The following is a 12,888-nucleotide window of genomic DNA, read 5'->3' as shown; positions in this document are numbered from 1 at the left end:
GACACTCGTCCGCTCACGGGAGCCGTCGACGCGGCCGTCGTCGTCAGCAACGACTCCGACCTCCGGTTCCCGGTGCAGCTGGCTCGATCGCGCGTACCCGTCGGCTTGGTGAATCCTCGCGGCGGGCGCGTCGCCGGCGACCTCCGGGGGCACCCCGACGACGGCGTGGGCCGGCACTGGTGGCGCGGTGTCGGTGCTGCGGACTTCACGGACCATCAGCTGCCGGAGAGCGCCGGCGTGCCGGGCATGGCCTCCTCGCTGGTGCGACGAGGCCATGCCCGCCCGTCCGGCGCCCGCGTCAGCCCTCGTGCGACGCCCGCGTGTAGTCCTGGTCCTTCGTCTCCCGCGTGAGGAGCAGCGCCACGAGCGTCAGCACCGCGGCGCCCGACAGGTACAGGCCGACCAGCCACGTGCCGCCGTCCGCCAGGCCCCACAGGGCGAGCGCGACGATCGGCGCGAGCGCGGCGCCGAGGATCGACGACACGTTGTAGGCCACCGCGGAGCCCGTGTACCGGACGTTCGTGGGGAACAGCTCGGGCAGCAGCGCGCCCATCGGCCCGAACGTCGCGCCCATCAGGGTGAAGCCGAGGACGAGGAACGCCTGCACGAGCGCCCCGGTGAAGACCTGGTCCTCGCGCAGCGGCAGGAACAACGCGAACGTCATCCCGAACGCGATGATCCCGGAGGTCACCCAGATCAACAGCCGCCGGCGTCCGATCCGGTCGGCGAGCGGCCCGGAGAGCAGCGTGAAGAGGCCGAAGAACACGACTCCCAGGATCTGCATGAGCACGAAGTGCACGTACGGGATGCCCAGGCCGCCGGGCTCGCCGTCCTCCGGGGCGACGGCGCGGGTGCCGTAGGTCAGCGTGAAGTTCGTCATCAGGTAGAACAGCACGTAGGTCGCCAGCATGATGAACGTGCCGAGCAGGGTCTCGCGCCAGTGGAACCGCAGCGTCGTGCCGAGGGGCAGCTTGGTGAGCCGGCCCTTCTTCTCGGCGGTCGTGAACGCCTCGGACTCCACCAGGCGCAGCCGCACCCACAGGCCGATGACGACCATGACGGCCGAGAACAGGAACGGGATCCGCCAGCCCCAGGCCATGAACGCCTCGGACCCCTCGCCCAGCAGGCCGTTGATCGCGAGGAACAGGCCGTTCGCGATGATGAAGCCGAGCGGCGCCCCGAGCTGCGGGAACGTCCCGTACCAGGCGCGCTTGCCGGCGGGCGCGTTCTCGGTGGCCACCAGGGCGGCGCCGGACCACTCGCCGCCGAGCGCGAAGCCCTGGGCGAGCCGCAGCACCAGCAGCGCGACGGTGGCGCCGATGCCGATGTGGCCGAACGTGGGGAGCACGCCGATGAGGAAGGTCGCGATGCCCATCGTCAGCAGCGAGTAGACCAGCGTGGTCTTGCGCCCGCGGCGGTCCCCGAGGTGGCCGAAGAACACGGCGCCGACCGGGCGGGCGACCATCGCGGCGCCGAACACCGCGAACGACGCGAGCAGCGCGGTGGTGTCGTTGCCGGTCGGGAAGAACAGCTTCGGGAACACGAGGACCGCGGCCGTCGCGTAGACGTAGAAGTCGTAGAACTCGATCGTGGTGCCCACGAGGCTCGCCGCGATGACGCGGGAGGGCGAGTTGAGCGGCCGGGACGCGCCCGGCGGCGTGCTGGTGGCGGCGGTGGTGGCAGACATGCGGTGACGACTCCTCGACGGTCCGGGTGGCGCGGACCACCGGCGGTCGTCGGGGCGCTCCGGGGTCGGCTCGCGGGACGGTCGGTGCTCCAGCGCCCGAGCGACCTTACGCCGTCTCACTTGTCAGACAAGCCGTGTCCACATCGTGGTGGGAGGTCGTCCGACCGTCCACAGGCCGCGCGGAGGTGCGGGCTGGGGACCACCACCGCGGGGTGTCGGGCCGTTGCGGCAGAGTGGCGGCATGACGAGCAGCGACGCCACCGACGACCCCGCCACGACGACCACCGGCCCGGTCGGCCGCCGCTGCTTCGGCGACGGCGACCCCCTGTACGAGCGCTACCACGACGAGGAGTGGGGCGTCCCCGTGCACGGCGAGCGCGAGCTGTTCGAGCGGATGACGCTCGAGGCGTTCCAGTCGGGCCTGTCGTGGATCACGATCCTGCGACGACGCGAGGGGTTCCGGGAGGCGTTCGCGGGGTTCGACCCGGCCGTCGTCGCGGGCTACGACGAGCACGACGTCGAGCGGCTCATGACCGACACCGGCATCATCCGGAACCGCGCGAAGATCACCGCGGCCGTCGCCAACGCCCAGGCGCTGCTGGACCTGCACGACCGCGGGCTGGGCCTCGACGAGCTGTTCTGGTCCGCGGCTCCGCTCGCCGGCACCCGGCCCCGCCCGCGCACGTTCGCCGACGTGCCGGCGTCCACCGCGGAGTCCGCGGCGCTGGCCAAGGAGCTCAAGCGGCAGGGGTTCCGGTTCATCGGGCCGACGACGGCGTACGCCGCGATGCAGGCGTGCGGGATCGTCGACGACCACCTGGCCGACTGCCCCGTCGCGCTCGCCCGCACCGTGGGGTGAGGACGTGTCCCGGGGCGCCGACGGTGGGACCTGGTCGCCGGGACCGGAGGCCGCGCCGCGCGCCGGGGAGGAGCTCCGGACCCGGCTCGGCGCCGAGCAGCGCCTCGGCGCCGAGCTGCGGCACGCCCGGGGCCTCAGCCAGTCCGCCCTCGCGGAGCGCGCCTCGGTCCAGCAGGCCGACGTCAGCCGCATCGAGCGCGGCCTCGGCAACCCGACGCGCGACACGCTCGTCCGTCTCGCGGACGCCCTCGGGGCGCGCCTCACCCTGGAGCCCCGAGCCGACACCGCGGAGTGAGGACGCGCCGCCTCAGCCCTCCCCGAACTCCCGCACCGGGAGCCCGTCCACCGCCACGTCGACGCCGAACACCGCCCCCGCGAGCGGGTCGCCGTCCGCGTGAGCGGTCGTCACGTACGCCCGCCCCGTGCCCGGCGCCCCGAAGCCGAGGCACGTCACCCGCGCCGTCGGCACCCGCACCGCCCCGCGGGGCGTGCCGTCCGGCCCGAACCGCAGCACCGCGCCCCCGCCGTACAGCGCCACCCACAGGCACCCGTCCGCGTCGACGGTGGTGCCGTCCGGCATCGGGCCGTCCGACGCGAACGCCAGGAACGGCTCCCACGCGCCGACCGTGCCCGCCGCCACGTCGAACGGGGCCCGGTAGACCGTCCGGGTCGCCGAGTCCGTGAGGTACAGCGTCGAGCCGTCGGGGCTCCACGCGACGCCGTTGCCGCACCCGACGCCGGTGACGACCGCGGTGACGTCGAGCGCCCCGTCGGCGACCGCCGCGACGCGGTAGACCGTCCCCTCGCCCGTGGAGCCGTCGCGCGGCATCGTGGCGACCCACAGCCGCCCCGCGCCGTCGCAGGCACCGTCGTTGAACCGGTAGTCCCCCGGCATGGTCCCCGGCCGGGTGAGCGGGCCGAGCGTCGTCCCGTCGTGCACGCCGATCCCGTCGGCCGTCGCGAGCAGGAGCCCGCCCCCGGTCGGCCACGCGAGCGAGACCTGCGACGGCACGCTGACCACCTCGTCGCGCGCGTGGTCGCCGCCGGCCCAGCGGTGCACGCTGCGCGCGTCGATGTCGACCCAGACCAGGGAGCCGTCACGCGCGTCCAGCAGGGGGCGCTCGCCGAGCCGGGCGCGGACCTCGCCGAGCACCACCGCCTCCGGCGCGTCCGGCGGGACCAGCTCCGCGGCGTCGATCCGGCGGTCGGGCAGGGGCACGGTGCGCAGGTCGGTCACCTCACGCAGCCTCGCACGACGCGGGAGCCCCCGCGCGTCCCGCGGACCCTGCCGCCGCCGCGCGCCTCACGCCACCCGGTCCGTCAGCGTCCGGGTGCGCAGCAGGTCGAACAGCCGGTCCACCTCGTCGCGGGTCTCGGGGTCGAGCACGAACCCGTGCGGCGCCCGCGCGTCGGTGCGCTCGAGCACGCCCTGCCGCACCAGGAGGTGCTTCTCGACCGCCACGAACACGTCGATGGAGGTCTGCAGCGCGACGAGGGCGGACAGCGGCCCGCTGATCTCGTACGCGGCGTCCCAGCGGCCCGCCTCGACGAGCTCCCAGAGCCGGACGATCGCCCACGTCACCTCGGACCCCGGCATGGTGCCGACGATCCCGCGGCGGTAGGAGTCGACCAGGGCGGCGCCGCCGGTGCCCTCGAACACCCGCGCCTGCCCGCCGGTCGCCTCCCGCAGCAGGGTCAGCCGCTGCCCGATCGGCGCCGCCTCGGGCTTGAAGTACACGCGGTCGCCGTACCGGTCGAGCAGCCGCATCTGCAGCTCGATCGACAGGGACCGGCCCACGTACCCGGACGCGTCCTGCACCACGACGCCCAGCCCGGTGGCCTCGACGATCGCCGAGTAGTAGCCGAACAGCGCGTCGTCGCCGAGCTGCACGGTGATCGGCGGGATGGCCATGACGGCGTCGGCGCCGACCGACTCGGCGTGCCGCGCGGCGGCCACCGCGCCGAACGTCGACTCGGCGCCGCAGCTCACCACGGAGAGCGCCCCGCGGGCGCGCGCCTGCTCGGCCACGACCTCGGCGAGCCGCGCGCACTCGGTGGACGTCATGCGCAGGATCTCGCTGACCATCCCGGTGGTGACGCCGTGGGCGCCCTGGTCGATCACCCAGTCGACCTCGCGGCGCAGCGCGGCATCGTCGACGGTCCCGTCGGCGGCGAACGGTGTCTGGACGACCGGCAGGACGCCGGCCAGGGGCCGCGGTGCGGACATCGGGTCTCCTCGGTGAGTGGGTCGTGCGGTCGGGTGGGGGTCGCGGGGCGCGGTCACGAGCGGCCCACGACGGGTTCGACGAAGGTGCGGTGCGCCGGGGTCGGCGCGGTCAGGAAGTCGAGGTCGGCGCCCCGGTCGGCCTGGAGCACGTGGTCGGCGTACAGCCGCGGCCAGCCGCGCAGGTGCGTCGCGCCGGCCCGCGGCGTCGCACCGGAGCGGGCGGCCCGGCGGCGGTCCAGCTCGGCGTCGGGGACGAGCAGGTCGAGCCGGCGCGCCGGGACGTCGAGCCGCACGGGGTCGCCGTCCTCGACCAGCCCGAGGGGACCGCCCACGGCGGCCTCGGGGGCGACGTGCAGCACGACGGTGCCGAACGACGTGCCGCTCATCCGCCCGTCGCTGACGCGGACCATGTCGCGCACCCCCCGCTCGACGAGCCGCTGCGGGATCGGCGCCATGCCCCACTCCGGCATGCCGGGCACGCCGACGGGGCCGCACCCGCGCACGACGAGGACGTCGCCGGGGTCGACCTCGAGCGCGGGGTCGTCCAGCCGCGTGCGCATGTCGTCGTACGAGTCGAAGACGACCGCGCGGCCCGTGTGGGCGAGCAGCTCCGGGCTCGCCGCGGCGACCTTGATGACGGCCCCGGACGGCGCGAGGGACCCGGAGACGGCGGCGAGCGTCGGCGCGGGCAGGACGGGGTCGTCGGGCGTGCGCACCAGCGAGCCCGGGGCGCCCGGCTCCGGGTACGCCGGCAGCACGTCCCGCCACGGCCGCCCGTCGCCGGCCGCGGCGTCGAGGTCCACGAGCCCGCCCGCCGCGAGCGCGGCCAGCACCGTCGGCAGCCCGCCGTCCGCGCGCAGGCGGTGCACCAGGCCGGACCCGCAGGGCTCGACGTCGGCGAGCAGCGGGACGTCCCGCCACAGCGCGTCGAACCGGGCGAGCGAGGCGTCGAGCCCGAGCCGCCCGGCCACGGCCGCGAGGTGGATCACCGCGTTCGTCGACCCGCCCACCGCCGCGAGCACGCGCGCGGCGGTGTCGAGCGCCGCCTGCGTCAGGCGGGCGGAGGGGCGCTCCTGCGCGCGGACCATCGCGACCACCCGCTCGCCGGTGGCGCGCGCCGCGGCCTCGATGGCGGGACCGACGGCGTCCAGCAGGGCGGTGCCGGGCAGGGCCATGCCCATCGCCTCGGTCAGCATCGCGAGCGTGGACGCGGTGCCCATGACGTTGCACGCGCCCGGCCCGGCGCACGCGAGGCACTGCTCCAGCCCGCGCCAGCCGGCGTCGTCCAGCACGCCCGCGCGCCGGTCGTCGAGCGCCCGCCACAGGTCGGTGCCCGCGCCGAGCGGCCGGCCGCGGAACTCGGGCGCCGACCGGGCGCCGCCGAGCAGCAGCAGGGCCGGGACGTCGGCGCTGGCGGCGGCCATGAGGGCGGCGGGGACGGTCTTGTCGCAGTTCGCCAGGTGCACCACGCCGTCCAGCGGGTAGGCCCGGACGGTCTCCTCGAGCTCCATCGCGACGAGGTTGCGGTAGAGCATCGCGGACGGCTTCATGAGGTCCTCGCCCAGCGACATCACCGGGAACCGCACCGGCACACCGCCCGCGGCACGGACACCGGCCGCCACGTGCTCGGCGAGCGCGGTGAACCCGGCGTTGCAGGGGTTGAGGTCCGACGCCGTGTCCGCGATGCCGATGACCGGACGTCCGGCGTCCTCGGGCCCGAGCCGCAGGGCGACGCGGTGCAGCACCGCCACCTCGTCGTCCCCGGCGAACCAGCCGGCGCTGCGCAGCGTCACGCGCCCACCCCCGACCGGCGCGCGCCCGGCTCCTCCGGGTCGGCACCCAGCGCCGCGGTCCAGCCGCCGTCGATCGCGACCGTCTGGCCCGAGACGTACGACGCGTCGTCGGAGAGCAGGAACGCGACGACCGCCGCGACCTCCTCCGGCTCGGCGATGCGCAGCGCGGGGGACCGCCGGGCGAGGAACTCCCGCGCGGCGGCCGGGTCGGGGGCGCTGTCGAACGACGCCTCCAGGGCGGGCGAGCGCACGGCGCCCGGCGCGACGGCGTTGGCCCGGATGCCGTGCGCCGCGTACGTCACGGCCACCGACCGGGTCAGGGCCTCGACCGCGGCCTTGGTCATCTCGTAGACCGTGTGCTCCGGGTAGGCCGCGCGGCCGTGCACGGAGGACATGTTCACCACGGCGCCGCCGGCGCCGGCGCCGGCCCAGTGCGCCACGGCCGTCTCGCAGCCCCACAGCGAGCCGAGCTGGTTCCCGCGGACCATGTCGAGCGTCACCTGCTCGGACAGCTCGGTCAGGCCGTTGCGGACCGTGGTGCCGGCGCAGTTGACCCAGCCGCCGAGCGGCGCCAGGTCGAGCGCCGCGGCGAGCAGCCGCGCGTGCAGGTCGCGGTCGGCGACGTCGCCCACGCAGCCGGCGGCGGTCCCCCCGGCCGCGCGGACCTCGGCCACGACCGCGTCCACCCGCCCCGCGTCCCGGCCGACGACCACGACGGCCCAGCCGTCCGCGGCCAGCCGGAGCGCGATGGACCGGCCGATGCCGGAGGACGAGCCCGTGACGACCACCGAGCGCCCGGGGCGAGGCGGGGCGGTCGGGACGGAGGGCGTGGGCACGGCGGACGGGGCGGCGGGGGCGGTCATGCGGTCACCTCGCGGGGTCGGGGCAGGGCGGCGACCGCGGCGTCCGCCGCGGCGGTCAGGTCCTCCAGGCCGCCCGGGGCCAGGAGCGTCTGCCACACCTGGTACCGGTCGCGGTCGTAGGAGGCGCGGTCCGGCAGGTAGACGAACCCCGGGCCGTTGGTGAGGTTGAGCACGAGCACCGCGCGGTCGGGGTGCCGGCGGCGCAGCTCGGTCTGCAGGGCCGAGAACGCCTCGCCCGGGTGCGCGACGAGCACGGCGTCGCCGAGGCCCCACACCCACAGCGGGTGCCCGGCGACCCCGCCGGAGACGTAGCCGTCGGCGAGCCGGGTGGCGCGGCGCAGCCGCTCGGCGGCGGCCACGGGGTCGATCCCGGCCCACTGCTCCGCGACCTGCTCGGCGGTCGGCACCGGTCGCGCGGCAAGCGGGACGGTGTGCGCCGTGCACCGCACGTCGGCGGGGGCGGGCGCGGGCTCCCGGACCCAGAGCCCCAGCGGTGCGCCGGACTCGACGACCCCGTCGAACCGCAGGCGGGTGCCCGGCTCCCCGAGCTGCTCCAGCACGGCCACCGCCGCGTGCCCGAGGGCCCGGCCGTTGCGGTCGGCCTGCTCGGTGCCGGGCCCGTACTGCTCGCGCGGCGACAGCTCGCCGGACGCGCCCTGCAGGAACAGGCACGGCGCTCCCGCAGCCGCCTCGACCACCTCGCGGGCGGCCCCGACGAGGTCGGGCGACAGCAGGCTGTTGTGGTGCGCGAGGGTCGTGGGGTGGCACGCGTAGTTGAGCAGCACGCCCAGCGGCGCGCCTCCCCCCGCCGGCGACACCCGGCCGACCAGGAGCGTGCCGTCGGCGGGCGTCCCGGGGTCGAACGCGACGACGTCCCGGTCCCCGCACGGCAGGTTGCGGGTGACGGCCAGGTCGGACCAGCCCGTCCCCCACGTGACGACGGCGTCGACCGCGGCGTCGCGGGCCCGCCGGCACGCCGCCAGCACCCCCGCGTCGAGCGTGCGGTGGTAGTCGTCCAGCAGGTCGGCCCCGGGCAGGTCGAGGCCGCGGTCCGACACCGACGGGCCGGCATGGGTGTGCACGAGGTGCAGCAGCAGGTCGTCCGGCTCGGCACCCAGGGCGCCCAGCAGCGGGTCCCGGAGCCGCTCGAACGACGCCGCGTCCCGCCACCACCCGAGGTCGAGCGTCAGCAGGTACCGCCACCGGCCCGCGCCGGGGTCGTGGAACGCGAGCGCCGTCGCCGTGAGCGGCCGGTGCACGCCCGTGGCGACCTCGGTGCGGGACGCGCCCCAGTTGTGCGCGCGGACGCCGACGGGCGGCGTGATGTCCGCCCGTCCGACGCCGGCGTGCAGCCGGGACTCCCGCGGGGTCCACGTGGTGACCGCGGGTGTCGCGTCCCGCAGCACGGGTGCCTCGCTCACGATGCGATCTCCGCGGGTGCCGCGACGGCGCCCGGGCCGCCCCCGGGGTGCCGGGCGGGCGGCGCGCCCGCCGCCGGGTCGCCACCCGCCCGGGCGAGCGCGTCCGCCGACCCGGCGCGCAGCAGCGTCGTGTCGGTGGCGACCGTCAGCATCCGCACCCCGCGCGCCTGCCAGTACGCCGCCATCTCCGGCGTCGCGCAGTGCAGGCCCACCGCGGTGCCGGCGCCGGACGCCGCCGCCACCAGCCCGTCCAGGGCGGCGTGCACCGCGGGGGACGTCGCGTACGTGGCCCGCCCGTGCCCGAGGGAGAGCGCGAGGTCGTTCGGGCCGACGTAGACGGCGTCGACGCCCGGCACCGCCGCGATCGCCGCGGCGTTCCGCAGGCCGGCGGCGGTCTCGACCATGACGACGACCAGCCGCGCGGCGTCGGCCTCCGCGGGGGCGGGCGCCGCGCCGTCCACGTCGCCCCACATCGGCCCCCAGGACCGCACACCGCCCGGCGGGTAGGTGCACGCCGCCACCGCGGCCGCCGCCTGCTCGGGGGTGTCGACCATCGGGACGACGACCCCGTCGGCGCCGAGGTCGAGCGCGCGCATCATCAGCTCGGGGTCCGGTCCCGGCACGCGGACCAGCGTCGTCGCCGGGGTGTGCCGCAGCGCCTGCAGGACGGGCAGCACCGTGCCGGGGCCCGTCATCCCGTGCTGGAGGTCGACGCACACGTAGTCGTAGCCCGCGCGGCCGAGCAGCTCCGCCACCACCGGGTCCGGCAGGGTGCTCCACACCCCGCGTGCCGGCTCCCCGGCGGCCCACCGCCCGCGCACCCGCGCCGCGCCCCGCGCCTCCCGCACCACGTCGCCGTCCCCGCTCATGCCATCCGCTCCAGGTCCTCCGCCGTCACCGCGTGCCGCAGCGCGTCCCCGCGCGCGAACCGCGCCACCTCGTCCACCACGATCCCGCCCTGCCGGAGCCGCCCCTCCACCGTGCCCGCCGCGTGGTGCGGTGTCAGCAGCACGTTGGGCAGGGACCGCAGCGGGTGGCCGGCGGGCAGCGGCTCCTCGTCGAACACGTCCAGCGCCGCGTCGATCCGCCCGGTCCGGAGCTCGGCGACCAGCGCCGCCTCGTCGACGAGCCACGACCGCGCGGTGTTCACCAGCCCGGCGCCGTCCGGCAGCAGCGCCAGCCGCCGCGCGTCGATCAGGTGCCGGGTCTCCGGCAGCGACGGCGCGTGCAGCACGACGACGCGGGAGCGCCGCAGCAGGTCGTCGAGCTCGGCCCGCTCCACCCCGAGCGCCGCGGCGTCCTCCACGGTGAGGTACGGGTCGCTGACCAGCACGTGCGCGCCGAGCGCCCGGAGCAGCGCGATGTTCGCCCGGCCGGTCCGGGAGGCGCCGACCACGCCGATCGTCGCGCCGAGCACCTCGTGCCGCGCGGGGGCCGCCTCCGCCTCGGCCCAGGGCGCGCCGGCGTGCAGCGCGTGGTCGAACCGCGGCACCCGGTGCAGCAGCGCCAGCGTGAACGCGAGCGCCACCTCGGCGACCGACCGGGCCATGCCCTGGCCGGCCTGGGTGACGGCGACGCCGCGGGCCGCGACCTCGGGGGTCAGGAACGGCCGCACGGTCGCGCCGGTGTGCGCGACCAGCCCGAGCGCGGGCAGCCGGTCGAGCAGCGCGGCGTCGAGCAGCGGCTGACCCCATGTCGTCACCAGGACGCGCGCCCGCGGCCAGGCGGCACCCGGCGCGAGCAGCGCGGGCCCGCCCTCGACCCACGCCACCCCGCCGCCGAGCGCCGCGGCGGCCTCGCCGAGGGCGCGCTCGGCCGCGACGTCGAAGAACTCCGCCCGGAGCGCGGCGGGCACCGCCACCAGCACGGCCGTCACGCCAGCCACCCGTCGAGGTGCTCCGCGACGAAGTCGTCGTCGGACAGCCACGGGTGCAGCCGGAGCACGCGGTCGATCTCCTCGGCCTGGCCCGGCGACAGCGTCTCGTCCGGGTCGAGGCACCACGTGCCCGCGAGCAGCCCCTGCCTGCGCAGCACCTCGTGCACCCCGGCGATGCAGCCGGCGAACCCGTGCTGCGGGTCGAACAGCGCGGCGTTCGCGTCGGTCACCGCAGCCGACCGTGCGACCAGGTCGGCCAGCGCCTCCCGGTCGCCGGCACGGGCCCGGCCGACCTGCGCGTGCAGCTCGACCGCGCGCCGCGTCCAGACCGACCAGTGGCCGAGCAGCCCGCCCACCACGCGGCGCGTGACCGGCTCGCCGTCCGGGCCGTCGAACACCAGGTCGGACAGCAGGTCCGCCACGATCGCGTCGTCGTTGCCGGTGTACAGCGCGATGTCGGCGCCCCGGGACGACCCGGCCACCGCGCGCGCGACGTCGAGGGTCCGGTACCGGTCGAACGGCGCGGCCTTGACCGCGACGACCGCCTCCAGCTCCGCGAACCGCCGCCAGAAGTCGAGCGACAGCCGCGGACCGCGGATCGCGGCCTGCAGGTAGAACCCGATGACCGGCAGCACCTCCCCGACGGCGGCCGCGCGCTCGATCGCGTGGTCCTCCAGCCGGGCGGGGTCGGCGAGCACCGGGTCCCCGGGCGCGGGGCGCGGCGGGCTGAGCAGCACCGCGTGGTACCCGAGGCCCGCGGCGACCTCGGCCTCCGCCACGGCCTGCGCCGTCGGTCCGGCCACCCCGGCGACGCGGACGAACGGGCGCGGGCCGGCCCCCAGCGCGCCGTCGAGGGTGTCGGCCGCGAGCGCCAGCACCGGCTCGTACAGGCCGACGTCGCGGATCTCGAACTGCGTGGTGTGCACCCCGACCGCGACGCCCCCGGCGCCGGCCGCGGCGTAGTACCGGGTCAGCGCGCGCTGGTGCCGCTCGTCGAGGCGGCGGTCCTCCGTGAGCGCGAGCGGGTGCGCGGGGATGACGGTGCCGGCGCGCAGCAGCTCGCCGACCTCGCGCGGCAGGGCGGGGGTGGCGGGCGCGGCCGGGGCGGTGGGGCCGGCCATCAGAACCGCCCGTCCCGGACGGCCCACTTGGTGGGCTTCCCGCTGGTCGGCAGCCCGGCCGCCAGCCACGCCGCCTGCCAGTCCACGAGCGTGCCCGCGGTGACGTCGGGGTAGCCGAACAGGTCGAGGCACCGGGTCGCGTCGTTGAGCAGCGCGGTGCCCGACGGCGTGCCCGTGAACGCGACGTCGCGGTCCAGCCCCGTGGCCAGGCGCCGGGCGATCCGCTCGACGGGCAGCACCTCGGGCCCGGTGACGTTGAGCGTGAAGACGTCGGGCGACGCGTGCGCCGTGGCGCGCAGCGTGACCTCGTTCGCGTACCCCTGCCACACCACGTTGACGTGCCCGGTGGTGAGGTCGACCGGCTCGCCCGCGAGGATCGTCGAGGCGATGTCGTACAGCACCCCGTACCGCAGGTCGACGGCGTAGTTGAGCCGGATCAGCGACACCGGCGTCCCCCGGGTCAGCGCGCCGTGCGCGAACACCCGCTCCCGCCCGAGGCACGACATCGCGTACTCGCCGACCGGGCCCACGGGGTGGTCCTCCGCGGCGCCCTGGCTGCCGACGGGCACCAGCGGGTAGACGTTCCCGGTCGAGAACGCCGTGATCCGGCTGTCCCGGTACCGCCGCGCGACCCGGTCCGGCAGCGCGGCGTTCACCGCCCAGGCCCACGACGGGGCCGACGCGGAGCCGAACTTCGCCCCCACCATGAACAGCACGTCCGCGCCGTCGGGCAGCCCCGCCAGGTCGTCGTCGCCGAGCAGGTCGGCCGTCACCACCCGGACTCCCGCCGCGCGCAGCCGGTCGGCCTGCGCGGCGTCGGACCACCGGGACACGGCGTGCACCGCGTCGCCGTCGCGGCCCGCGGCGTCCAGCGCACGCCGCGCCAGCACGGCGAGCGTCGGGCCCATCTTGCCGCCGGCGCCGAGGATCACCAGGTCGCCGGCGCCACGGGCCAGATCGGCGACCAGCGCGGGCGACGGGGTGGTGAGGAGGTCCTCGAGCTCCTGCTCCGAGGTGAACATGCGGGTCCTTCCGTGGGGT

Annotated in this window: 12 protein-coding genes; 2 read left to right on the top strand and 10 right to left on the bottom strand. The window is 76.9% G+C overall.

Going from position 1 to position 12,888, the window contains the following annotated elements:
* Window positions 1–298 precede the first annotated feature (298 nt).
* Complete coding sequence (locus tag K5O09_RS00470) at window positions 299–1,687, bottom strand: MFS transporter (protein ID WP_222170962.1); 1,389 nt, start codon at window positions 1,685–1,687, stop codon at window positions 299–301.
* A 241-nt stretch (window positions 1,688–1,928) separates the two neighbouring features.
* On the opposite strand from K5O09_RS00470, the gene K5O09_RS00465 reads away from it, so the two are divergent.
* Both K5O09_RS00465 and K5O09_RS00460 read left to right on the top strand, forming a co-directional pair.
* Window positions 1,929–2,546, top strand: coding sequence for a DNA-3-methyladenine glycosylase I (locus K5O09_RS00465; RefSeq protein ID WP_222170961.1), 618 nt, complete (start codon window positions 1,929–1,931; stop codon window positions 2,544–2,546).
* A 4-nt stretch (window positions 2,547–2,550) separates the two neighbouring features.
* Window positions 2,551–2,841, top strand: a complete 291-nt coding sequence (locus tag K5O09_RS00460) for a helix-turn-helix domain-containing protein (RefSeq protein WP_222170960.1) — start codon at window positions 2,551–2,553, stop codon at window positions 2,839–2,841.
* A gap of 12 nt (window positions 2,842–2,853) precedes the next feature.
* On the opposite strand, the gene K5O09_RS00455 is transcribed toward K5O09_RS00460, so the two are convergent.
* From K5O09_RS00455 to K5O09_RS00415, 9 genes are all read right to left on the bottom strand, one after another.
* Window positions 2,854–3,783, bottom strand: a complete 930-nt coding sequence (locus tag K5O09_RS00455; RefSeq protein WP_222170959.1) for an SMP-30/gluconolactonase/LRE family protein — start codon at window positions 3,781–3,783, stop codon at window positions 2,854–2,856.
* Window positions 3,784–3,849: 66 nt separating this feature from the next.
* Window positions 3,850–4,773 carry a dihydrodipicolinate synthase family protein gene (locus tag K5O09_RS00450; RefSeq protein ID WP_222170958.1) on the bottom strand — a complete coding sequence of 308 codons (924 nt, stop codon included), beginning with the start codon at window positions 4,771–4,773 and terminating at the stop codon, window positions 3,850–3,852.
* A gap of 53 nt (window positions 4,774–4,826) precedes the next feature.
* Window positions 4,827–6,566, bottom strand: a complete 1,740-nt coding sequence (locus K5O09_RS00445; protein ID WP_222170957.1) for a dihydroxy-acid dehydratase — start codon at window positions 6,564–6,566, stop codon at window positions 4,827–4,829.
* Window positions 6,563–7,429: an SDR family NAD(P)-dependent oxidoreductase gene (locus K5O09_RS00440; RefSeq protein ID WP_222170956.1), complete on the bottom strand. Its 867-nt coding sequence runs from the start codon at window positions 7,427–7,429 to the stop codon at window positions 6,563–6,565. The genes K5O09_RS00445 and K5O09_RS00440 overlap by 4 nt, the downstream gene beginning before the upstream one ends.
* Window positions 7,426–8,850, bottom strand: coding sequence for a hypothetical protein (locus tag K5O09_RS00435; RefSeq protein WP_222170955.1), 1,425 nt, complete (start codon window positions 8,848–8,850; stop codon window positions 7,426–7,428). Before K5O09_RS00435 ends, K5O09_RS00440 begins: the two co-directional genes overlap by 4 nt.
* Window positions 8,847–9,719 carry an HpcH/HpaI aldolase/citrate lyase family protein gene (locus tag K5O09_RS00430; RefSeq protein WP_222170954.1) on the bottom strand — a complete coding sequence of 291 codons (873 nt, stop codon included), beginning with the start codon at window positions 9,717–9,719 and terminating at the stop codon, window positions 8,847–8,849. Before K5O09_RS00430 ends, K5O09_RS00435 begins: the two co-directional genes overlap by 4 nt.
* Window positions 9,716–10,726, bottom strand: a complete 1,011-nt coding sequence (locus K5O09_RS00425) for a hydroxyacid dehydrogenase (protein ID WP_222170953.1) — start codon at window positions 10,724–10,726, stop codon at window positions 9,716–9,718. Before K5O09_RS00425 ends, K5O09_RS00430 begins: the two co-directional genes overlap by 4 nt.
* Window positions 10,723–11,847, bottom strand: a complete 1,125-nt coding sequence (locus tag K5O09_RS00420; RefSeq protein WP_255595926.1) for a dihydrodipicolinate synthase family protein — start codon at window positions 11,845–11,847, stop codon at window positions 10,723–10,725. The genes K5O09_RS00425 and K5O09_RS00420 overlap by 4 nt, the downstream gene beginning before the upstream one ends.
* Complete coding sequence (locus tag K5O09_RS00415; protein WP_222170952.1) at window positions 11,847–12,869, bottom strand: NAD(P)-dependent oxidoreductase; 1,023 nt, start codon at window positions 12,867–12,869, stop codon at window positions 11,847–11,849. The genes K5O09_RS00420 and K5O09_RS00415 overlap by 1 nt, the downstream gene beginning before the upstream one ends.
* Between the last annotated feature and the right edge of the window lie 19 nt (window positions 12,870–12,888).

It is taken from the genome of Cellulomonas sp. C5510, from assembly GCF_019797765.1.
Classification (GTDB): Bacteria; Actinomycetota; Actinomycetes; order Actinomycetales; family Cellulomonadaceae; genus Cellulomonas.
The sequence above is the reverse complement of the archived record's forward strand: the minus strand, read 5'-3'. Positions and strand labels throughout refer to the sequence as shown.

Coding starts and splice junctions, on each gene's coding strand:
- K5O09_RS00470 (WP_222170962.1), bottom strand. CDS start 1,687: ATGTCTGCCACCACCGCCGCCACCAGCACGCCGCCGGGCGCGTCCCGG.
- K5O09_RS00465 (WP_222170961.1), top strand. CDS start 1,929: ATGACGAGCAGCGACGCCACCGACGACCCCGCCACGACGACCACCGGC.
- K5O09_RS00450 (WP_222170958.1), bottom strand. CDS start 4,773: ATGTCCGCACCGCGGCCCCTGGCCGGCGTCCTGCCGGTCGTCCAGACA.
- K5O09_RS00440 (WP_222170956.1), bottom strand. CDS start 7,429: ATGACCGCCCCCGCCGCCCCGTCCGCCGTGCCCACGCCCTCCGTCCCG.
- K5O09_RS00430 (WP_222170954.1), bottom strand. CDS start 9,719: ATGAGCGGGGACGGCGACGTGGTGCGGGAGGCGCGGGGCGCGGCGCGG.
- K5O09_RS00420 (WP_255595926.1), bottom strand. CDS start 11,847: ATGGCCGGCCCCACCGCCCCGGCCGCGCCCGCCACCCCCGCCCTGCCG.
- K5O09_RS00415 (WP_222170952.1), bottom strand. CDS start 12,869: ATGTTCACCTCGGAGCAGGAGCTCGAGGACCTCCTCACCACCCCGTCG.